This is a genomic window from Rothia sp. SD9660Na (assembly GCF_030064065.1).
Lineage (GTDB): Bacteria > Actinomycetota > Actinomycetes > Actinomycetales > Micrococcaceae > Rothia.
In genome coordinates, this window is record NZ_CP125946.1 from 610,998 (window position 1) to 632,358 (window position 21,361).

Sequence of the window (21,361 nt, forward strand, 5' to 3'; positions counted from 1 at the left end):
AGATGGCAAACAACGACGCTATCAAGATTCACGATCTGCGCCCGGCTCCGGGTGCCCACAAGGCTAAGACCCGCGTAGGCCGCGGTGAAGGCTCAAAGGGTAAGACCGCAGGTCGCGGTACCAAGGGTACCAAGGCACGTTACCAGGTTCGCGCCGGCTTCGAAGGTGGTCAGCTTCCGCTGCACATGCGCCTTCCCAAGCTGCGCGGCTTCAAGAACCCCTTCCGCACCGAGTACCAGGTTGTTAACCTGGACCGCATCGCGGAACTGTTCCCCGAGGGCGGCGACATCACCGTTGACGCTCTGGTAGCAGCTGGCGCAGTTCGCAAAAACGAACTGGTCAAGGTTCTGGGTACCGGCGAAATCTCAGCGGCCTACAACGTAACCGTTGACAAGGTTTCTGAGTCAGCTAAGGCCAAGATTGAGGCTGCTGGCGGTTCTGTAACCGTCAAGTAGTCCCATGACGCACCGGGACAACCGGAAGCGGCAAACTATTGCGGGATGCCCCGCTCACTTCGGTGGGTGGGGCATCCCGTTTTTTCGCTCTGAGAACCTGCGCTACACACGATTGAGTTTTAAGCGATAGACTGGAGAAGATTGTGTAATCGCTCCGATCGCTCGTTCAGTTAGGACGTTCGGGGCACCCCAAATTTTTCTCTCACAGGAGGACATGTGCTGACCGCTTTCGGACGGGCTTTCAAGACGCCCGACCTGCGTAACAAGCTGCTGTTCACCCTGGGTATTATCGTGATCTACCGTGTGGGTGTCTTCATCCCCGCTCCCGGTGTCTCCTATGGAAATGTGCAGCAGTGCCTGTCGACCGTTACCGCAACCGGTGGCGTTTACGACATGATTAACCTCTTTAGCGGTGGCGCGCTGCTCCAGCTGTCGATTTTTGCCCTGGGCGTTATGCCTTACATTACCGCGAGCATTATTGTTCAGCTGCTTCGCGTTGTCATTCCCCGCTTCCAGCAGCTGCACGAGGAAGGTGCCCAGGGGCAGACCAAGCTGACCCAGTACACCCGCTACCTCACCATTCTGCTGGCACTACTGAATGCCACCACCATTGTGTCGCTTGCCCGCTCGGGTCTGCTCCTGCAGGGTTGCACCCTGCCGATTATCCCCGATGACGGCATCTGGAACATCCTGCTGATCATCACCGCCCTGACAGCCGGGACCGGTGTGGTCATGTGGCTGGGTGAACAGATCACCGAGAAGGGCGTGGGCAACGGCATGTCCCTGCTAATTTTCACCTCGATTGCCGCCTCCTTCCCCTCCGCTTTTGGTTCCATTCTGCAGACCCAGGGCTGGGGCATCTTCTCCGCAGTTGTAGCGGTCGGCCTGCTGGTCATCGTAGCCGTTGTCTTCGTTGAACAGTCCCAGCGCCGCATCCCCGTTCAGTACGCCAAGCGAATGATTGGCCGCCGCACCATCGGCGGTACCACCACCTACATTCCTCTCAAGGTCAACATGGCCGGCGTTATCCCCATCATATTCGCTTCCTCCATGCTGATGGTGCCCGGCCTCCTCGCCCAATTCAACACCCCCTCAGACGGCTCAGCCCCGCCTGAGTGGGTCAACTGGATCAACACCTACCTGGTCATGGGCGATCACCCGCTCTACATGACCCTCTACTTCCTGCTCATTCTGGGCTTCGCCTACTTCTACGTTTCCATCACCTTCAATACCGAAGAAGTTGCGGGCAACATGAAGAAGTACGGCGGTTTCATCCCCGGTATCCGCGCAGGACGCCCCACCCAGGAGTACCTGAGCTACGTGCTCAACCGTATTACCCTGCCCGGTGCCATCTACGTAGCAGTACTAGCGCTCCTGCCGCTGGTAGCCTTCGTCCTCTTCGGCGCCAACCAGAATTTCCCGCTCGGCGGTGCCTCACTGCTGATCGTTATCGGTGTCGGTCTTGATACCGTCAAGCAAATCGACGCCCAGCTCCAACAACGCAACTACGAAGGACTGCTCCGATGAACCGTCTGCTCATCATTGGCCCTCCCGGCGCCGGCAAAGGCACCCAGGCCGTCAAAATCGCTGAAAAGTTGAACATCCCCGCTATTTCCACCGGCGACATCTTCCGCAAGAACATTAAGGAAGAAACCGAGCTGGGCAAGGAAGCCAAGAGCTACATCGACTCGGGCAACCTGGTTCCCGACTCCGTGACCAACCGTATGGTCCGCGCCCGCCTGGCTGAAGACGACACCGCCAACGGCTTCCTGCTCGATGGCTACCCCCGCAACACCGCCCAGGTCGGTGAACTCGACACCATCCTCGCAGATATGGGTCAGGAAATTGGCCAGGTTCTGCTGCTCGTCGCTGACAACGACGAACTGGTCGAACGTCTGCTGGGACGCGCCGCTAAGGAAGGCCGCTCAGATGACAACGAAGAGGTCATCCGTCACCGTCTCAAGGTCTACGAAGAAGAAACCGCACCTCTCGTAGCTATCTACACCGAGCGCGGCCTTGTGACCGAAATCGACGGTCTTGGCGAGATTGACGAAGTCACCGCCCGAATCATGGACGCACTCAAGTAAACGTCCGCTGCACCTGTGCCCCCGGTCATGGCGGGGGCACAGGCTTTTAAAGCAGACTGGTGTAGTTTGACTCCACCACACCACACAAACCTAGCCAGGAAAGAGCACTATGCGCCGCATCGAATACAAAACAGACCGCCAGCTTGCTGAAATGGCCAGAGCAGGTGTGATCACCTCCCGTGCCCTGGACGCAGCGGTAGCAGCTGCCGCCCCCGGCGTCACCACTGCGGAACTCGATACGGTCTTCCGCGGCATCCTCGCTGAACACGGCGCAGGGTCCAACTTCCTGGGCTACTACGACTACCCGGCAACCATCTGCACCTCAGTCAACGACGAAGTCGTTCACGGAATCCCCGGCCCCCGCATCCTGCACGACGGAGACATGATCTCCATCGACGGAGGCGCCACTGTGCAGGACGCCCGTGGCACCACCTGGCACGGCGACTCAGCCCGCACCGCCCTCATCGGCGAGGTCTCAGACGCACGCCGTGAACTCTCAGAGATCACCCGAGCAGCCCTCTGGCACGGCATCGCAGCCCTCGCCACTGCCAAAAAAATTGGCGAAGTAGGCTTCGCCATCGAAAACTTCGTTCGGGAAGAAACCGGCGACAAATACGGAATCATCGAAGACTTCGTAGGCCACGGCATCGGTACCTCCATGCACATGGCCCCCGACGTCCTTAACTACGCCGCCCGCGACCTCGGCCCCCGCGTCAAAAAGGGCATGGCCTTCGCCATCGAACCCATGCTCGTGACCGGTGGAATTGAAACCGTCACCCTCGACGACGACTGGACCATCAAAACCGTCGATGGGGGAGACGCCTGCCAGTGGGAACACTCCGTCTGTGTGCACTCCGAAGGTATCTGGGTTCTCACCGCAGAGGACGGCGGCGCCTCCGAACTCTCCAAACTCGGCGTCACCGTCAAACCCATCCCCGCCTAGACCGCGCAACCCATCCCACCGCGTCCGCCCCGCATCGCACCGAAAGCAGCAGCCATGACCGAAACCACCAGCGTCCCCCTGGAAATCTCCAGCGCCCGCCCCGAACCCGGCCAAATCATCCTCAAAGCCCCCCGCCGCGGCAAACCCCCTCGCCACATCGCAGACTTCGACATGGCCGGCCGTCGCGCCTTCCTCGAAGAACTTGGCTACAAGCCCTTCCGAGCCGCCCAGCTTTCAAAACACTACTTCGAACGCCTCGTCAACGACCCGGCCCAGATGACCGACCTGCCCGCAGCAGAACGCGAAAAAATGGTCGCTGACGCCATGCCCCAGCTGCTCACCACCGTCCGCACCCTCGAAGCCGACGGCGGCGACACCCTCAAAGTCGTCCACCGCCTCTTCGACGGAGCCCTCGTCGAATCCGTTATCATGCGCTACGACAACCGCGTCACCATGTGCATCTCCTCCCAGGCAGGCTGCGGCATGAACTGCCCCTTCTGCGCCACCGGCCAGCAGGGACTCACCCGCAACCTCTCAACCGCCGAAATCGTCGAACAGGTCATCGCAGGTGCCCGCTACCTCAAAGACATGAAAGGCCTCGAACAGGCTGACGGTGGCTCCGAAGACACCCGCCCCCTGCGTGTCTCCAACATCGTCTTCATGGGTATGGGTGAAGCCCTCGCCAACTACAAAGCCACCATGGGCGCCGTACACCGCCTCATCGACCCCGCCCCCGAAGGACTCGGCATCTCAGCCCGCGGCATCACCATGTCCACCGTCGGCCTCGTCCCCGGCATCCGCAAATTCGAACTAGAAAAACTCCCCATCACCCTAGCTCTCTCCCTCCACGCCCCCGACGACGAACTCCGCGACGAACTCATCCCCATCAACCAGCGCTGGAAAGTCGACGAAACCCTCGACGCCGCCTACGACTACTACCGCACCACCGGCCGCCGCATCTCCATCGAATACGCCCTCATCCGCGACATCAACGACCAGGGCTGGCGCGCCGACCTCCTCGGCAAAAAACTCGCCTCCCGCGGCCGCGGCTGGGTCCACGTCAACCCCATCCCGCTCAACCCCACCCCCGGCTCCAAATGGACAGCCTCCCGCAAGGGCGTCGAACAAAACTTTGTCGAACGCCTACGCGCCCACGGCATCCCCACCACCGTACGCGATACCCGCGGAAGTGACATCGACGGTGCCTGCGGCCAGCTGGCTGCCAAGGAAGACTAAATGCTGACGCACAGCAGATGCGCTTAAGCCCCGGGTCTTAATGTGAAGCTCGCTATGTTTTGCGAAAACCATTAACATTCCGGGGCTTTTGCCGTATATTAGTTTGTTGGTTGTCTGTGCCATGCGTTTAGCGCGCAAGCGGAGCGGTACCCGAACCCGGGAGAACGCACCGAACACAGAAAAAACACTACCAAGAGCCCCCAAGACACCTTGGGTGCACGAAAGTAAAGCGGAGGATATGGCCAAGAAAGACGGCGTCATCGAGATTGAAGGTACCGTGGTCGAAGCACTGCCCAACGCATCATTCCGCGTTGAGCTGGACAACGGACACAAAGTACTTGCACACATCTCAGGCAAGATGCGTCAGCACTACATTCGAATCCTGCCTGAGGACCGAGTAGTAGTCGAGCTCAGCCCCTACGACCTCTCACGCGGTCGTATCGTCTACCGCTACAAGTAAACACGAGCACCAAACGTCGCTAACCAGCGGCGTTTACGCCGTGTAAAAGGGGTAAACAGTTCTCCCACCGGCTAGCCGGACACAGAACCTCTTACCCCGCCCGTCCAAAGCATTAGCTGAAACATCAACGCAAAGGAATGCGATGAAGGTCAAGCCGAGCGTTAAGCCGATCTGCGACAAGTGCAAAGTGATCCGCCGTCACGGTGTGGTCATGGTGATCTGCGAAAACCCGCGCCACAAGCAGCGCCAGGGCTAATCACTAGCCAACGCTGACAAGACCACCCCACCAGGTGGCACAACAGAAAATGGCACCGCTCCTGCCTACAAAAGCAGGATACCTCCGGGCACAGAGGCCGGGGACCGGAACAACCGGGCAGTGATGTCACAGACCTCTGCGAAAACAAGGAGAACGCCCCATGGCACGTCTCGCTGGAGTCGATATTCCCCGCGAAAAGCGCGTGGAAATTGCTCTTACTTACATCTACGGCGTGGGCAAGACCCGTGCAAAAGAAGCGCTTGCTGCAACCGGTGTTGACCCCAACACCCGCGTCAAGGACCTTGACGATACCCAGCTCGTAGCACTTCGTGACTTCATCGAAGGCAACTACAAGGTTGAAGGTGACCTTCGCCGCGAGGTTGCTGCCGACATCCGCCGCAAGGTAGAAATCGGTAGCTACCAGGGTCTGCGTCACCGCCGTGGCCTTCCCGTACACGGCCAGCGCACCAAGACCAACGCACGTACCCGCAAGGGCCCGAAGCGTACCGTCGCAGGTAAGAAGAAGTAAACAGTGTTGCCTCAGTCTTGCACATCGCGTAAGACCAACACTTCAACCAAAACTTTGTAGGAGAATCAAAAATGCCTCCCAAGACTCGCGCAGCGGCCAAGCGTACCGGCCGCCGCAAGGTTTCCAAGAACATTGTTGCCGGTCAGGCACATATCAAGTCAACCTTCAACAACACCATCGTTTCAATCACTGATCCCTCTGGTGCTGTTATTTCCTGGTCATCCGCCGGCGAAATGGGCTTCAAGGGTTCACGTAAGTCAACCCCCTACGCAGCTCAGATGGCCGCTGAGACCGCTGCAAAGCGCGCTCAGGAACACGGTGTCCGCAAGGTAGACGTTTTCGTCAAGGGCCCCGGCCCCGGTCGCGAAACCGCTATCCGCTCACTCCAGGCCACCGGCCTCGAAGTTGGCTCCATCCAGGACGTCACCCCCGTTGCCCACAACGGCTGCCGTCCTCCGAAGCGCCGCCACGTCTAAGCCCCACCGGCTAGACGCGTCCCGAACATCGGGCGACCCGCAACCCACCGGCTGCAGGTCAATGAACAGACTGCTTCGTCTGCTTCCTCACTCGTTTTTCCCAACCTGTGAGCTCATATAGCGGATGCTCACCGAAAGGAAACATAGTGCTCATTGCACAGCGCCCCATCCTGCGTGAAGAACACGTATCGGAAAACCGTTCACGCTTCACCATCGAGCCCCTCGAACCCGGCTTCGGCTACACCCTGGGTAACTCCCTCCGCCGCACCCTTCTCTCATCCATCCCCGGTGCCGCTGTAACCAGCATCCGCATCGACGGTGTGCTGCACGAATTCAGCACTGTAGAAGGCGTGACCGAGGACGTCACCGAGATCATCTTGAACATCAAGAAGCTCTCCATCTCATCAGAGAACGACGAGCCCGTCATCGCCTACCTGCGCAAGCAGGGCGAAGGTGAACTCACCGCAGGCGACATCGAGGTGCCCGCAGGCGTCGAGATCCACAACCCGGACCTCCACATCGCAACCCTCAACAACCGCGCAAACTTCAACGCAGAACTGACCATCGAACGCGGCCGCGGCTACGTCTCGGCAGCACAGAACAAGTCAGGTGACGCAGAAATCGGCCGTATCCCGGTCGACTCCATCTACTCACCCGTCCTCAAGGTCACCTTCCGCGTCAGCGCAACCCGTGTTGAGCAGCGCACCGACTTCGACTCCCTCACCCTGGACGTCGAAACCAAGGAAGCAATTGCTCCCCGCGACGCAGTCGCATCAGCAGGCAACACCCTCGTTGAGCTCTTCGGCCTCGCCCGCGAACTCAACACCGCCGCTGAAGGTATCGAAGTTGGCCCGTCACCCGCTGACGAGTCAATGGCCGCAGACCTGGCTCTGCCCATCGAAGACCTGGACATGACCGTCCGCTCCTACAACTGCCTCAAGCGCGAAGGCATCCACACCGTGGGTGAACTCGTGACCCGCAGCGAAGCAGACCTCATGGACATCCGCAACTTCGGTGCCAAGTCCATCGACGAAGTCAAGGCAAAGCTCACCGAGCTCGGCCTGTCCCTCAAGGACTCACCCGCCGGAATGGACCTCTCAGCCCGCCTGCAGGACGACGACAGCTACGGCAGCGACTACTAAGACACCGGCAGTCAACGCTTCCACGCGTTACACCAGTCAAACATCTTTGGTTCCCCTGCCGTGAGGCAGTAAGGAACGGCTTACCAGGAGAATAAATTATGCCTACTCCCACTAAGGGTCCCCGCCTCGGCGGATCACCGACCCACGAGCGCATCATGCTGAACAACCTGTCTCAGCAGCTCTTCGAGCACAAGCGCATCACCACCACCGTTACCAAGGCAAAGCGTCTGCGCCCCGTCGCCGAGCGTCTGATCACCTTCGCAAAGAAGGGCGACCTCAACGCACGCCGCCGCGTCCTGCGCTCCATCGGTAACAAGACCGTAGTCCACGAGCTCTTCACCGTCATTGCCCCCGCAATGGCCGAGCGCCCCGGTGGCTACACCCGCATCACCAAGATCGGTAACCGCAAGGGCGACAACGCCCCCATGGCAGTTATCGAACTGGTCATGGAGCCTGTTGCAACCGCAGCAGCTGTTTCAGAAGCTACCAAGGTAGCAGAGACCGCAGCACCCGCAGCAGAAGAGACCAAAGCAGCAGCACCCGCAGCAGCTGAGTCCTCAGACCTGCCCGCAGGCGCACACGCAGCAACCGAGAACGGCGAAGCTCCCGAGGGCTTCGACATCAAGGGCAACGCTGATTCCATGAAGTACCACGTACCCGGCTCACGCTGGTACGCAAACACCCAGGCTGAAATCTGGTTCGACACCAAGGAATCAGCTGAAGCAGCAGGTTACGCACCTGCCGGTGGTGCAGCAGCACAGACCATCTCCGAAGACTAATTCTTAGTCACCGGTGGATAAAGGCGGCTCTTCCCCTCACACGGGGGAGGGCCGTCTTTGTCTGTAGCGGGTAAAGTGGAGTGAGCCTGTACCCCGCCTTCTAAGGAGAGACGTGACCGAAACCCCCGAGTCGCTATACGAGCCCCGTGTACGCGTGCGCCTTGATTTTGCCTACGACGGAGGCCCCTTCGCAGGCTGGGCTAAGCAACCGGGGCTTATCACAGTTCAGGGAGTCCTCGAAGAAGCCCTGGCCCTTATCTTCCGCCGCCCCGTCTACACGACGGTAGCCGGGCGGACCGACGCCGGCGTCCATGCTCTGCACCAGGTTGTGCACTTCGATGTTGCCCAGGACGCCTGGGAGCGGCTACCCGGGCGCAGCCAGGACGCACCGGCGTCCTCCCTCCGCCGTAAATTGCGCGGGGCACTCAGCAGGGCTCTGGCAGATGCTGAGGCAGAGCTGGGAATACCATCCCGTCTGCAGGGCTATATGCAGCGGGCGATTACGGTTACTAGCTGCCAGGAAGTCCCTGCTGATTTCGATGCCCGCTTCTCGGCCCTGGAACGCTCCTATAGATACCTGCTTGAAGACGGGCAAGAAGAGAAGGGCAGTAATCCGCTGAACCGGCAGATCGCCTGGCAAATCAATCCCGTACTCGATATAGATTTGATGAACCGTGCTGCCCAGAACCTCTTGGGGCTCAATGACTTTCTCTCCTTCTGCAAGCCCCGCGAAGGCTCCACCACGATTCGCGAGTTGCGCGAACTTCGGTTTGAGCGGCGGACGGACGGCCTCATCGAAGCAAGCATCAGGGCAGACGCTTTCTGCCACAATATGGTGCGCACCCTCATCGCCTCGCTAGTGATGGTGGGGGAGAGAAAGAAAGACGAAGCCTGGCTCATCTCCCGTATCGAAGCCCCTGTGCGAGACTCCCAGGTGCGTCTAGCTGCCCCGCGCGGCCTGGCCCTAGCCTCCATTACCTACCCCGAAGCGTCCGGCTACGCAGCCCAAAGCGAGAAAGCCCGAAACCTGCGAACCCTCTAAATCACAAGCCTGTGATTTAAACGTGAGGTCGGTCAAACCCCCGTCTTTAAAGGGCTAAGCCCTGGATTAAGAGACTTAAACTCTGTATAGTTTCATACGTTGTGCGTATACCGCCCTCATTTCGTACCCTGTTCTTCGGTCTAGTTGCAGGACAATAACGGGGAACAAGAGGTCTGAGGAAATCGGTAACGCAGATGCGTTTGGCCCTCACCCAAACCCTGCGAAAACGCACCTATGTAAACCAGCGCGATACCCAACTAGCGCTACAAGAAACGAGAAAAGGCGAAATTTTGCGCACTTACACTCCGAAGTCAGGCGACAACAACCGCCAGTGGCACATCATCGATGCCTCTGATGTTGTTCTCGGCCGTCTCGCAAGCCAGACCGCAATCCTGCTGCGCGGCAAGCACAAGCCCACCTTCGCACCCCACGTTGACATGGGTGACTCCGTCATCATCATCAACGCTGAAAAGGTTGCACTGACCGGTGCCAAGCTTGAGCAGAAGCGTGCCTACCGCCACTCCGGTTACCCCGGTGGCCTGAAGTCAGTCAACTATGCCGAACTGCTGGAAACCAACCCCGTTCGCGCCGTAGAAAAGGCTGTTAAGGGCATGCTCCCCAAGAACAAGCTGGCTGCCCAGCAGCTCAAGAACCTCAAGGTCTACGCAGGTTCCGAGCACCCCCACGCAGCTCAGCAGCCCAAGACCTACGAATTCACCCAGGTTGCCCAGTAATTCGGGCCTACGAAAGAACTATTAAAGGAGACATCGTGGCTCAGAACGAAGAGTACACCACCGAAGAAGAGCTCACCAGCTACACATCCGAGTCCTCAGCACCTGTTGCTGAGAAGGCTGCCCGCCCCGCACTGACCGTTGGTGGTCAGGCTGTTGGCCGTCGCAAGGAAGCCGTTGCCCGCGTCCGCCTGGTACCCGGTACCGGCAAGTGGACCGTTAACGGTCGCGAGCTCGACAACTACTTCCCCAACAAGCTGCACCAGCAGGAAGTAAACGACCCCTTCAAGCTGCTTGAACTCGAAGGCGCCTACGACGTCTTCGCACGTATCTCAGGTGGCGGCCCCTCCGGTCAGGCTGGCGCTCTGCGTCTTGGCGTTGCTCGTGCCCTGAACGAGATTGACGCTGAGAACAACCGCCCCGCCCTCAAGAAGGCAGGCTTCCTGACCCGCGACGCTCGCGTTATCGAGCGTAAGAAGGCTGGTCTTAAGAAGGCACGCAAGGCTTCACAGTTCTCAAAGCGCTAAAGGCCTTACAATTTTTTTGCTCCGCTTACTTGCCGGGGCTGGAGCGCCCCTTCTGTTCAAGAGAAGGGGCGCTTTCCTATGCAGGAGGTTGACGAGCCAACAGGGGGATGCTAAGACTACTGGAAAGTTAGCTTACCAAAGGAGATATGCTATGAAGAAGCCCCTTACCACCCTCGCTGTGCTTACTCTCTTAGTTTCTTCTGGTACAACAGTTGCCAGCGGTCAGAGTATCTATGAGGAACTAGCCACCTATAATCCTGGCTCCACAGCGGAGGATATGCGCTTGGCGGTGGAAGACATAGCGCAGAGAACCGGTAAGAGTTCTGAGCAGGTTGCCCAAGAAAATCTGGAAGTAGCTAAGGCATCTGTTGAGAAAGCAGAAGAAAGCGGATATAGGAGTGATACTGTTTTCCGATCGGCTAAAGAGGGGCTCGTAAATGTTGGCGAAGCAGAAAATGTTGGTGATTTTTTATTGCTCCCTCCAACGTTATACGGATTCCTGGTGTAAATCATGGCCATAACGCCTTATATGTTGCTACAAATATTTTGGTTGAAGCACCAGGGCTTAACCAGTTAAGTCATGAGATTAAGGTTGATGATTACATGCTACCTTCGGGTATTGAAAAATATAGGGTAAATACCTCCCAAGAAAATAGGGATGCAGCTGCTCAACATGCTAAAGAAAATTTCATTGATAAGCCCTATGATATTGGATTCATCAACAATAAAGAGAATGGTCGTCAAAACCTGAACTGTTCTGAACTGTTCTGAACTGGTCTGGGCTGCCTACTTTGAGACCTCTGGAATCGATCTTGATAGTGACGGTGGTGCAGGCGTTTATCCCTATGATTTTCAGAGTTCTGAGCACGTGACCCTCTACGAAGAAATTAAAAAATAATGTGGGGGAAGAAGGCAAAAATTGCTAGTCTCTGCTCCCTGCTTGTTCTAGCTCTCAGCTCCTGTAGCGGAAGTGCGCAAACCACAAGCCCCTCCCTTGAAGGAGTGAAATACGCTCTCTACTTTAGCCCTCCCAGCCTATTCCTCAACGATTTCTCAGTCTTCACACCCAACCACGGTTACGTCCTCCTCATAGACGAAGAAGGAGGGCACCAGGCCATCAAAACTGACGGCATGGACGGAGGGGAGGTCATCTGGGGCTCTGCCCATGAACTCTCCTTCGCAGACCAATCCCACAACTATATTGTAGGCGAACAGAAAATCGAGAAATTCGAAGCACCTAAAACCGACCTGCAAAATGATATAGCCGTCTCTAACGGAACATACCTTTCAACCTTTAACCTAGGTGGCAAAAGGGGTGAATATAAGAACCAATTTACATTAACAGATGCTCATGGGAACCATCTCGAAACTATTACTGAGTCAATAGAGACTATAGCCACATGCCCAGATGGAAAAATGATAGGGGGTGGTAAAAATCGTGGCCCCACCTTAGACTTAGAGGAGAATACATCTTCACAGATTCTGATTTCCCAAGTCTTTGATGGACAAAATTTATCCGTGAAGCCACTGTGGAACCATACCGCCTCAGAGTGGCGCAGCACTTCCCTATATGGCTTAGTGTGCACCACTAATAATTTTTACGCACTCATGTATTCCCCAGATAATGAAAATATTTCTGACATTTCTCTTGTCTCTGTAGATATATCCAGCGGGGAGTCCGAGATTAAACCTCTTATTTCAGATGAGACATATACTTCAACCATCTACACGATGGGCCCTGACCTCTATAACTCCCGGTACTTAGACTGGTTCACTCCAGACTATTTCTATAGAACAGATATTCTTACCGGGGAAACCCACAGACTTCTTAACCTAGAAGGCTATGATGGGGGAAGAAAAGTAAGTCAAAATGAGGTTGAGGTAGATGAGGACTTCATCTACCAGCTAGTGGAGCTGCCTGGCGATGGTGATCAGTATGCTATCCATACCTATGCCAGGAGTGACGGGGCCTTGGTAGACCAACTTGAGCTAGACCCCATCAAGGGTGTAGGTGGAATGGGGCAGTACGGCTTTGCCGTCCGCCCCTCTCCATAAGAAGTTTTACCCTTGACTATACCCACTCCCAGTTTTAGAGGTGGGGTCTGCGATCGCCCTAGCTTAGAGTCAAAAGACGTGTAACAGTGGGGTGTCTCACGTCTTGCATCTAGAATAGATGTGGAACATACGCACGAGAGAAAGGGTGCCCATGGCATCTTCCAACACCACTCGCACCTCACGCTCCACCAGGGCCGCAGGCAAGGACGCCGCTACCGAGCTAGAAACTCCCAGCACCGAAGCTGTGGAACAGGACGCCTCCCAGCAGGTTACCGACTCCAAGAAGGAGGCCGTGAAAGCGGCCCTTGCCAAGGAGACCCGCCGCGTATCGGTCGTAGAGGACTACAGTGCAGAGCTCGATGAAATTTCATCTCTGACCAAGAAACTCAGCGGTGACGGGGAGAAGTCAGACGCCTGGAAGGCCGGCTACCCCTATGATAAGAAGCTTTCCCGCAAGGAATACGAGAAGGAAAAGCGGGCCCTACAGATTGAGCTCCTCAAACTCCAGCTCTGGGTCAAGGAAACCGGCCAGAAGGTTCTAATTATTTTTGAGGGCCGCGACGCGGCGGGTAAGGGTGGCGCCATCAAGCGCTTTATGGAACACCTCAACCCCCGCGGTGCCCGCGTCGTCGCTCTGGAAAAGCCCACTGACGTTGAGCAGACTCAGTGGTACTTCCAGCGATACATCCAGCACCTACCCTCTGGCGGTGAAATCGTGCTCATGGACCGCTCCTGGTACAACCGAGCAGGAGTCGAGCGCGTTATGGGCTACTGCACATCGCAGCAGTACTACGAATTCATGCGTGAGGTTCCCGAACTGGAGCGCATGCTGGTCAACTCCGGGGTCAAACTCATTAAGTTCTGGTTCTCCGTTACTCGGGCAGAACAGCTGGCCCGCTTCAATTCCCGCCGTACCGACCCTGTGCGCCAGTGGAAGCTGTCTCCCACCGATCTGGCCTCCCTCGATAAGTGGGACGACTACACCGCGGCTAAAGAAGCCATGTTCTTCTACACCGATACCGGCGATGCCCCCTGGACCGTTGTGAAGTCCAACGACAAGAAGCGGGCCCGCCTTGAAGCTATGCGGCACGTGCTTAACCAGTTCGACTACCCCGATAAGGACCACGCCCTGGTCGGCTCCACCGACCCGCTCATCGTGGGTAAGGGCTCAGACGTTCTCGAGGACGATGTGCCCGAAAACCCTGAGGGTTTCCCCGTCTTGCGCGAAGAAAAATAGAACTGAGCGCGTAGAATAATCAGTAATGTCTAGATTATTCGGAACCGACGGTGTACGCGGTCTCGCTAACGAAGTGATTACTCCTGCTCTTGCTATGGAGCTTGCGCAGGCCGCGTCCATCGTCCTTGGGTTCAATACGGTTAAAGAAGGTGTCCGCCCTAAGGCTGTTATCGCCCATGATTCCCGTATCTCCGGTGAGTTCATTGGCGCGGCAATGACCGCAGGCTTTGCAGCCTCCGGCGTTGATGTGCTCGACGCGGGCATGGTGCCCACCCCCGCCGCAGCCTACCTGGTGGCAAGCACAGAAGCTGACTTCGGCGTCATGATTTCTGCCTCCCACAACGCTGCTGAGGATAACGGCATCAAGTTCCTGGCGCGTGGCGGTAAGAAGCTGGACGACGCGATTGAGGACGCCATCGAGGCCCTCTATCGCTCCAAGGACTTCCGTTACCCCACCCACAGTGAGGTGGGGCGTGTCCGTCCGCTGACTGATGGCGAAGACCGCTACGTCACCCATCTGGTATCAACTATGCCCGAGCACCGCCGTCTCAACGGCCTCAAGGTTGTGCTGGACTGTGCCAACGGTGCCTCCTCCGGGGTTTCTCCCGACGCCTTCCGCACCCTGGGCGCCAAGGTGTTTGTGATCGGTGCTGAACCCGATGGCATTAACATCAACGACGGTGTGGGCTCAACCCACCCTGAGAAGCTTCAGGAAGCGGTCGTGCGCCACAGCGCTGACCTGGGCATTGCCCACGACGGCGACGCCGACCGCTGTATGGCTGTCGATGAGCAGGGCAACCTGGTAGATGGCGATCAGATTATGTCGATTCTGGCGCTGTCAATGAAGGAAGCTGGCACCCTTAAGGACGACACCCTGGTCGCCACCGTCATGTCTTCACTGGGCCTGGAAATCTTCCTCAAGGAACACGGCATCAAGCTAGAGCGCACCGCTGTGGGCGACCGCTACGTGCTGGAATCCATGAACAAGAACGGCTTTAACCTGGGCGGTGAGCAGTCGGGCCACGTGATTATGTCGGACCATGCCACCACCGGTGACGGCGTGTTGACGGGCCTGCATCTGGCTGCTGAAATGTCCCGTACCGGTCTGCCTTTGTCTGAGCTGGCTAGCCGCATGCAGGCAACCCCCCAGAAGCTCATTAACGTCAAGGGTGTTGATCGCGCTGGCGTAGCCGCTTGCGTGCCCCTGCAAGAAGCGATTAAGGACGCCGAGGCCCAGCTGGGCGATACCGGTCGAGTTCTGCTTCGCCCCTCGGGTACCGAACCCCTGGTGCGCGTCATGGTTGAAGCTGAAACCCAGGAAGTTGCAGATGCAACCGCCCAGGCTTTAGCCGACGTTGTAGCTCGTGAACTGGCTATCTAAGTTAGTCTCCCCTTAGCCTCTGCCGGGCCCTGTTCTCTCCCCCTGGGGGAGTGGGGCCCGGCTTTTTGTTGCCCCTAGCCTAAACTTGTTTAACAGGTGTGAGAAATTGTTTTCTCTGGCTGTACAAAAACAACAGGGCATGAGAAAGCCCCGGTAGCTAGCTACCGGGACTTTCTCTATATTAAAGGATAGAAAATTACTTGACGGTCAGAGCGTCACGGATTTCCTTGAGCAGAGTAAGCTGGGATCCTCTTCCTCAGCCTCTTCTGTAAGGTTGAGCTTGGCAGCACGACGCTCGTTGAACTTGTTGATGGGCATAACGATGCAGAAGTACAGGGCTGCTGCAATCAGAAGGAAGTTGACAACTGCGGTCAGGAAGACGCCAACCTTAACCTGCCCAAAGACGAAGAACTCGTCCAAGGTGGGGGAGCCGACCAGCATGAGATGGCGGGCATCAGAATGGGGTCAACAAGGGTAGTAACAACTGCGGTATAGGCGGTACCAATGCTCATACCGACTGCGAGGTCGACCATGTTACCGCGGGTGATGAAATCTTTAAAACCACTAAGCCTGAGTTCAAGAATAGCTGTTTCTGCCAGCGGTGAACACCAATCTGAGCTGAAATTTTCGCTGTAAACCAGTGGGTTTACTCACAGGTCGGTCTGAGCTGTTAGATTATGCTCAAAATTTGTAGATTTCTGCTTGTCAGCCTACGTGTTAGGTGCCGTTGGGTAGCTAGGGGCAGACCCGGTCCCCCAGAAACCTTCTAGCGTTTCAAACCCGGATTCCTTCAGTGCGGTGGCCTCATCAACACCGATATAGCGCAGATGCCAGGATTCATACCAGTAGCCGGTGGTTTCGTGGTGCCACCAGGGGTAGCGCACCACAAAGCCATAGCGGTGGGCGTTCTCGGCTGCCCACAGGGCAGCTGCCGTGTCCTTGAAGCAGGGCTGGAGGTCGCAGGCGCCACCGGTTCCGATATCGAGGGCAAGCCCCGTTTGATGCTCTGAATAACCGGGGCGGGCAGAAGCCACATCTGCCTGATCTGTACCGTACTGGACAGCCCAGCTGGCGTAGGTTCCCTGCTGGGTCTCATACGACCGGTAGCCGCTGAGAGCCACCATGGGGGCACCCGCTGCCGAGGCGTCAGCAAACATACGATGTGCTGCTTCTGCTGCCTCGGTGCGAAGTAGGACGGAGCCAAACGGCTGTAAATCCTCGGGTGCGTAGGTAAGAGGAGACAGAGGGTTGTGCTTATTGACGAGAACCGTCATCGATGATGCCGACTCGATATCGGCAGGACGGCGCGTGGTGGCCTGGCTAGGGACAGGTGACTCAGTGCTCGCGCTAGAAGAAGGTGGGGTGCTCGAAGAAGCTACCTGCTGAGGGGCAGAAGCCGCCACTGAGCTGGCAGATGAGGGGGCGGCGTCCGGCTCAGCGGAGATGCCCTGACCACAGGCAGCCAGCGACAGGGCCATGAGGCTACCCGCTAAAGCCAATGAAAAGTGTGAAAGATAAGAGCGCATACCTAGTTCTTCCGTAACAGAACCTTACGAATCTTGTGATCATGGGACTTCTTCAAGATCAGTCGGGCTCGCCCACGTGTGGGGCGCACATTCTCTCGCAGGTTAGGTTCGTTGATAGAGCGCCAAATGCTCAAAGCTAGCTCAACTGCTGCGTCCTCGGATAAATCGGCATACCGTTTGAAGTAGGAGTTGGGGTTGGTAAAAGCTGACCGTTGCAGCTTCAAAAACCGCTGCACATACCAGTGTTCGATGTCCCTGGTGGAAGCATCAACGTAGATAGAGAAATCAAAGAAGTCAGCCAGGCTTAGCGCCGAGCTTTTCTCGCTATCAAGCTTGGCTGGGGCTAATACATTTAAGCCCTCGACAATGAGAACGTCGGGGCTGGTAACCTCAATGCGCTCACCCTCTACGATGTCGTAGTAGAGGTGGGAATACTTAGGGGCGGTGACAAGAGGAGCCCCCGATTTGACTTCGGACACAAACCGCAGGAGGGCCCGGCGGTCGTAGGATTCTGGAAAACCCTTGCGCCCCATAAGCCCCCGGCGTTCTAACTCGGCATTGGGGTAGAGGAAGCCGTCGGTTGTCACCAGCTGGACGTTCGGGGTTGAGGGCCAGCGCCGGAGAAGCTCCTGCAGGACGCGGGCGGTAGTGGACTTGCCGACAGCTACTGACCCTGCCACACCGATAATAAAAGGGACTTTCTGGCCTTGAAGGCCTAAAAAGTCGTTCGTCATGTGGTTGGCGCTCGCGGCTGCATTGACGTAGAGGTTGAGCAGTCGAGAAATAGGAAGATAAACCTGAGCCACCTCATCTAGATCAATGGTCTCGCCCAGACCGCGAAGCTGCTGTAGCTCGTCCTCCGTCAGCGGAACCGAAATCTCGCTAGCGAGACGCGACCAGGTGCCCCGGTCTAGCTCGGTAAAAGGAGAGTATTTAGAAGAAAGCGCAGACATGCTCATTTACATCAGTCTAGAGGTCGGAAGAAAGAGCACCTAATATGACAGAGGTCTATAGAGAGACAACAGGTTGCGACACTGTGGCGAAGACAGCAACGGGTCAGCGAATTCTTAGATGTAAGATGAAGGCATGTGTGGAATCGTAGGATACGTAAGTCTCGGCACTGCCGCAGACGGTAAGAAATTTGACCATACCGCATACGATGTGGTTCTCGAAGGTCTGCGCCGCCAGGAATACCGCGGCTATGACTCAGCCGGTGTTGCCCTGATTGGTGATAGCGGCATCGAATTCCGTAAGAAGTCAGGCAAGCTTGTTAACCTCGAAGCTGAAGTAGAAGCCAACCCGCTGCCTGCTACCACTATCGGTATTGGTCACACCCGCTGGGCTACCCACGGTGGCCCCACCGATAACAATGCTCACCCCCACGTTGTCGACAACGGCCGCTTGGCAGTTGTGCACAACGGCATCATCGAAAACTTCGCAGAGCTGCGTGCAGAACTCGTCGAAGAGGGCTGTGAGTTCAAGTCACAGACAGACACCGAAATCGCAGCTAACCTGATTGCCTCCATCTACAACAAGCTGGAGAGCAAGGACCTCACTGAAGCCGTCCGCAAGGCATCAAACCGCCTTGAAGGTGCCTTCACCATCCTGGTCACTCACGTTGACCACCCCGATCGTGTTGTAGCAGCCCGTCGCAACTCCCCCCTGGTTATTGGTCTGGGCGAAAACGAAAACTTTCTGGGTTCAGACGTTTCTGGCTTCATTGACTACACCAAGAAGGCAGTCGAAATGGGCCAGGATCAGATCGTTACCATCACCGGTAGCGACTACTCCATCATCGACTTCGAAGGTTTCCCCGCCAACGGCAAGGAATTCACCATCGAGTGGGACGCTGCTGCTGTTGAAAAGGGTGGCTTCGACTCCTTCATGGAGAAGGAAATCCACGAGCAGCCCGCAGCCGTGCGCGATACCCTGCTGGGCCGTCTGGACGAAAAGGGTAACCTGACCCTTGACGAACTTAAGATTGACGATGCTACCCTGCGCTCCGTCAACAAGATCATCGTCGTAGCCTGCGGTACCGCAGCCTACGCCGGCCAGGTAGCCCGTTACGCCATCGAGCACTGGTGCCGCATCCCCACCGAGGTGGAGCTGGCCCATGAATTCCGCTATCGTGACCCCATTGTTGATGAGAAGACCCTGGTTGTAGCCCTCTCCCAGTCCGGCGAAACCATGGACACCCTCATGGCAGTGCGCCACGCCCAGGAACAGGGCGCCAAGGTCATTTCTATTTGTAACACCAACGGCTCAACCCTGCCCCGTGAATCCGATGCAGCTCTCTACACCCACGCGGGCCCCGAGATTGCAGTTGCATCTACCAAGGCCTTCCTCTCACAGATTGCTGCTGCCTACCTGCTTGGCCTCTACCTGGCCCAGCTGCGTGGCAACATGTACAAGGATGAAATCCGTACCATCCTTGAAGAACTGCAGAAGATGCCCGAAAAGATTCAAGCTGTCATCAACAATGAGCAGCAGGTCAAGGACCTCGGTACCTCCATGAAGGACGCCAAGTCCGTGCTCTTCCTGGGCCGCCACGTTGGCTTCCCCGTAGCCATGGAAGGTGCCCTGAAGCTCAAGGAAATCGCCTACCTACACGCCGAAGGCTTCGCAGCGGGCGAGCTCAAGCACGGCCCCATCGCCCTTGTCGAAGAAGGCCAGCCTATCTTCGTCATCGTCCCCTCACCCAACGGTCGCGACTCCCTGCACTCCAAGGTTGTTTCTAATATTCAGGAAGTCCGCGCTCGCGGTGCAGTGACCATCGTTATTGCAGAAGAGGGCGATACCGCTGTTGAGGAACATGCAGATCACATCATCCGCATCCCCGCCTCACCCAGCCTGCTCCAGCCCCTGCTGTCCACCGTGCCCCTGCAGATTTTTGCATGCTCAGTGGCTCACGCTAAGGGCTACGACGTTGACCAGCCTCGTAACCTGGCTAAGTCAGTAACTGTCGAGTAAATCTCTCTGCATAACAGAGATAGGAACCCCGTACCCGGTAGGGTGCGGGGTTCGCTCTTTAAACTGATAGGCAGGGCCGTAGAATAGGCAGAAGAAAGACAGAGCTAGCAGGAGCGATAAGGAGACGCCATGATTATTGGTACCGGTACTGACGTAGTCAATATAGATCGGTTCGCTGAACTCTTAGAAGGTACCCCAACCCTACACGAGCGGCTCTTTGTTCCGGGGGAGCGGGGCCTGCCCGTCCGCTCCCTCGCTGCCCGTTTTGCGGCTAAGGAGGCCGCTGCTAAGGCCCTGCGGGCCCCTGCTGGTTTGAACTGGCAGGATTGCTGGGTAGAGAAGGAGGTGGACGGAGCGCCCTACCTGGTAGCAAAGGGGACGGTAGCTCGGCGAGCTGCTGGACTAGGGATTAACCGATGGCATCTGACGATGAGCCATGATGAACCTATAGCTACCGCAACCGTTGTGGCAGAGCACCTGAGCGACAGTGATTTGCTGACCCTGCTGCGTTTAGATCCCTCTGCTCGGGGGCTGCTGTTAGCTCACCCGGTAGAAGAGGGGAACTAGAGTGGCTAGAACTAAAGAATTGACGCACGGGGACGTCCAACAATATATTACTTCCCCCACTTCTTCCTCCCATAAGTACACCCGCGGGGTGTTAGGCCTGCTGACCGGGAGCGATACCTACCCGGGTGCTGCCCTCATGTCGGCCCGGGCTGCCGTCAATACCGGGGTTGGCATGGTGCGGTTTGCTGGAACATCGTCCCTCAACTTCCAGGTGCAGCTGACCGTACCTGAGGCTGTATGTAGTGTTGGGGAAGTCGAGAAGCTGCATGTTGATGCCTGGGCTCTCGGCTCAGGTATCGCCGGAGAACCACGAGAAGCTGAGGCCCTGGCCGTCCTTGCAGGAGGGCAACCGGCCGTTATTGACGCAGGGGCGATTTCTCTAGCGGCCCGGCTGGTGGCTGATGGGCTAGAGCTGACGGCACACCATATTCTGACGCCTCATACCGGCGAGCTGGTCGATGCCCTGACCTGGATTTTTGCCTTGGCGCCGTCCACGCTCTATGCCGTGGACCCCGAGCTGACTGAGCCACCCAGCCGGGAGCAGGTCGAAGCTGACCCGTACCGCTTTACCCGCCTACTGGCACAGGCAACGGGGGCAACTGTTCTGCTCAAAGGCGGCACGAGCATCTTAGCCGCACCTACCGGTGAGCTCTTTGAGAGCACAGGTGAGAACCACTGGCTGGCCACCGCCGGTAGCGGGGACACCCTCACCGGTATTCTTGGGTCTCTTCTTGCCCGCTATCAGGCAGAAGAATCTAAGCCCGGGGCCCTCTCAACTGACTATGCAAGGCTAGCGGGGGCAGCCGTCCGGGTCCATCAGTTAGCAGCAGGCCTGGTGCACGGAGCAGGGAGATCTGGCCCCACGCCACCTACCCTGGTGGCCCAGAAGATCCCAGAGGCCGTTGCCATATTCCTTGAGCGGTAGAGCCCATACCAAAGGCCGGTTACCCTAACGGTAACCG

The 21,361-nt window shown here is 57.2% G+C and carries 26 protein-coding genes; 22 read left to right on the forward strand and 4 right to left on the reverse strand.

Annotated elements, in window-relative coordinates:
- The first annotated feature begins 2 nt into the window (after positions 1–2).
- The 19 genes from rplO to glmM all read left to right on the forward strand — a co-directional run bounded on the left by rplO (position 3) and on the right by glmM (position 15,336).
- Complete coding sequence (gene rplO, locus QM007_RS03050; protein WP_135013750.1) at positions 3–455, forward strand: 50S ribosomal protein L15; 453 nt, start codon at positions 3–5, stop codon at positions 453–455.
- 216 nt (positions 456–671) lie between these two features.
- Complete coding sequence (secY, locus tag QM007_RS03055) at positions 672–1,982, forward strand: preprotein translocase subunit SecY (RefSeq protein WP_283490497.1); 1,311 nt, start codon at positions 672–674, stop codon at positions 1,980–1,982.
- Positions 1,979–2,542 carry an adenylate kinase gene (locus QM007_RS03060; protein ID WP_237185995.1) on the forward strand — a complete coding sequence of 188 codons (564 nt, stop codon included), beginning with the start codon at positions 1,979–1,981 and terminating at the stop codon, positions 2,540–2,542. Before secY ends, QM007_RS03060 begins: the two co-directional genes overlap by 4 nt.
- A gap of 109 nt (positions 2,543–2,651) precedes the next feature.
- A complete protein-coding gene (map, locus tag QM007_RS03065; protein ID WP_283490498.1) occupies positions 2,652–3,485 on the forward strand; it encodes a type I methionyl aminopeptidase in 834 nt (277 codons plus the stop codon).
- 54 nt (positions 3,486–3,539) lie between these two features.
- Positions 3,540–4,721 (forward strand): 23S rRNA (adenine(2503)-C(2))-methyltransferase RlmN, encoded by a 1,182-nt coding sequence (gene rlmN, locus QM007_RS03070; protein WP_283490499.1) that lies wholly within the window; start codon positions 3,540–3,542, stop codon positions 4,719–4,721.
- Positions 4,722–4,959: 238 nt separating this feature from the next.
- Positions 4,960–5,181, forward strand: a complete 222-nt coding sequence (gene infA, locus QM007_RS03075) for a translation initiation factor IF-1 (protein WP_083090737.1) — start codon at positions 4,960–4,962, stop codon at positions 5,179–5,181.
- Between the two features lie 142 nt (positions 5,182–5,323).
- Positions 5,324–5,437, forward strand: a complete 114-nt coding sequence (rpmJ, locus tag QM007_RS03080; protein ID WP_004005257.1) for a 50S ribosomal protein L36 — start codon at positions 5,324–5,326, stop codon at positions 5,435–5,437.
- Positions 5,438–5,597: 160 nt separating this feature from the next.
- Complete coding sequence (gene rpsM / locus QM007_RS03085) at positions 5,598–5,966, forward strand: 30S ribosomal protein S13 (RefSeq protein WP_083090738.1); 369 nt, start codon at positions 5,598–5,600, stop codon at positions 5,964–5,966.
- A 71-nt stretch (positions 5,967–6,037) separates the two neighbouring features.
- Complete coding sequence (gene rpsK, locus QM007_RS03090) at positions 6,038–6,442, forward strand: 30S ribosomal protein S11 (RefSeq protein ID WP_083090739.1); 405 nt, start codon at positions 6,038–6,040, stop codon at positions 6,440–6,442.
- Between the two features lie 146 nt (positions 6,443–6,588).
- A complete protein-coding gene (locus tag QM007_RS03095; RefSeq protein WP_135013066.1) occupies positions 6,589–7,584 on the forward strand; it encodes a DNA-directed RNA polymerase subunit alpha in 996 nt (331 codons plus the stop codon).
- Positions 7,585–7,682: 98 nt separating this feature from the next.
- Positions 7,683–8,363 carry a 50S ribosomal protein L17, sunset domain variant gene (gene rplQ, locus QM007_RS03100; RefSeq protein ID WP_283490500.1) on the forward strand — a complete coding sequence of 227 codons (681 nt, stop codon included), beginning with the start codon at positions 7,683–7,685 and terminating at the stop codon, positions 8,361–8,363.
- Positions 8,364–8,475: 112 nt separating this feature from the next.
- Complete coding sequence (truA, locus tag QM007_RS03105; protein ID WP_283490501.1) at positions 8,476–9,405, forward strand: tRNA pseudouridine(38-40) synthase TruA; 930 nt, start codon at positions 8,476–8,478, stop codon at positions 9,403–9,405.
- A gap of 290 nt (positions 9,406–9,695) precedes the next feature.
- Positions 9,696–10,139: a 50S ribosomal protein L13 gene (gene rplM, locus QM007_RS03110; RefSeq protein WP_135013063.1), complete on the forward strand. Its 444-nt coding sequence runs from the start codon at positions 9,696–9,698 to the stop codon at positions 10,137–10,139.
- Between the two features lie 35 nt (positions 10,140–10,174).
- Positions 10,175–10,663, forward strand: coding sequence for a 30S ribosomal protein S9 (rpsI, locus tag QM007_RS03115; RefSeq protein WP_135013062.1), 489 nt, complete (start codon positions 10,175–10,177; stop codon positions 10,661–10,663).
- A 151-nt stretch (positions 10,664–10,814) separates the two neighbouring features.
- Entirely contained in the window at positions 10,815–11,171 is a 357-nt protein-coding gene (locus QM007_RS03120) for a hypothetical protein (RefSeq protein ID WP_283490502.1), read from the forward strand.
- Between the two features lie 38 nt (positions 11,172–11,209).
- On the forward strand, positions 11,210–11,434 hold the full coding sequence (locus QM007_RS03125) for a hypothetical protein (RefSeq protein ID WP_283490503.1): 225 nt from the start codon (positions 11,210–11,212) through the stop codon (positions 11,432–11,434).
- Between the two features lie 126 nt (positions 11,435–11,560).
- Positions 11,561–12,718: a YycP family beta-propeller protein gene (locus QM007_RS03130; RefSeq protein ID WP_283490504.1), complete on the forward strand. Its 1,158-nt coding sequence runs from the start codon at positions 11,561–11,563 to the stop codon at positions 12,716–12,718.
- 151 nt (positions 12,719–12,869) lie between these two features.
- Positions 12,870–13,955, forward strand: a complete 1,086-nt coding sequence (ppk2, locus tag QM007_RS03135) for a polyphosphate kinase 2 (protein ID WP_283490505.1) — start codon at positions 12,870–12,872, stop codon at positions 13,953–13,955.
- A 25-nt stretch (positions 13,956–13,980) separates the two neighbouring features.
- Positions 13,981–15,336 (forward strand): phosphoglucosamine mutase, encoded by a 1,356-nt coding sequence (gene glmM / locus QM007_RS03140; RefSeq protein WP_283490506.1) that lies wholly within the window; start codon positions 13,981–13,983, stop codon positions 15,334–15,336.
- 207 nt (positions 15,337–15,543) lie between these two features.
- Here glmM and QM007_RS11035 read toward each other — a convergent pair whose 3' ends face one another.
- From QM007_RS11035 to coaA, 4 genes are all read right to left on the reverse strand, one after another.
- Entirely contained in the window at positions 15,544–15,777 is a 234-nt protein-coding gene (locus QM007_RS11035) for an MscL family protein (protein ID WP_349361494.1), read from the reverse strand.
- Positions 15,708–15,869, reverse strand: coding sequence for an MscL family protein (locus QM007_RS11040; RefSeq protein ID WP_349361495.1), 162 nt, complete (start codon positions 15,867–15,869; stop codon positions 15,708–15,710). The genes QM007_RS11035 and QM007_RS11040 overlap by 70 nt, the downstream gene beginning before the upstream one ends.
- 177 nt (positions 15,870–16,046) lie before the next feature.
- Positions 16,047–16,814, reverse strand: a complete 768-nt coding sequence (locus tag QM007_RS03150; protein WP_283490507.1) for a M15 family metallopeptidase — start codon at positions 16,812–16,814, stop codon at positions 16,047–16,049.
- A 50-nt stretch (positions 16,815–16,864) separates the two neighbouring features.
- A complete protein-coding gene (gene coaA, locus QM007_RS03155; protein ID WP_283490508.1) occupies positions 16,865–17,821 on the reverse strand; it encodes a type I pantothenate kinase in 957 nt (318 codons plus the stop codon).
- A 127-nt stretch (positions 17,822–17,948) separates the two neighbouring features.
- On the opposite strand from coaA, the gene glmS reads away from it, so the two are divergent.
- The 3 genes from glmS to QM007_RS03170 all read left to right on the forward strand — a co-directional run bounded on the left by glmS (position 17,949) and on the right by QM007_RS03170 (position 21,324).
- Positions 17,949–19,832 (forward strand): glutamine--fructose-6-phosphate transaminase (isomerizing), encoded by a 1,884-nt coding sequence (gene glmS, locus QM007_RS03160; RefSeq protein WP_283490509.1) that lies wholly within the window; start codon positions 17,949–17,951, stop codon positions 19,830–19,832.
- A gap of 129 nt (positions 19,833–19,961) precedes the next feature.
- The gene (locus QM007_RS03165) at positions 19,962–20,399 is read left to right on the forward strand and encodes a holo-ACP synthase (protein WP_283490510.1); all 438 of its coding nucleotides are present in this window, start codon (positions 19,962–19,964) and stop codon (positions 20,397–20,399) included.
- Between the two features lies 1 nt (position 20,400).
- Positions 20,401–21,324 carry an ADP-dependent NAD(P)H-hydrate dehydratase gene (locus QM007_RS03170; RefSeq protein WP_283490511.1) on the forward strand — a complete coding sequence of 308 codons (924 nt, stop codon included), beginning with the start codon at positions 20,401–20,403 and terminating at the stop codon, positions 21,322–21,324.
- Positions 21,325–21,361 lie beyond the last annotated feature (37 nt).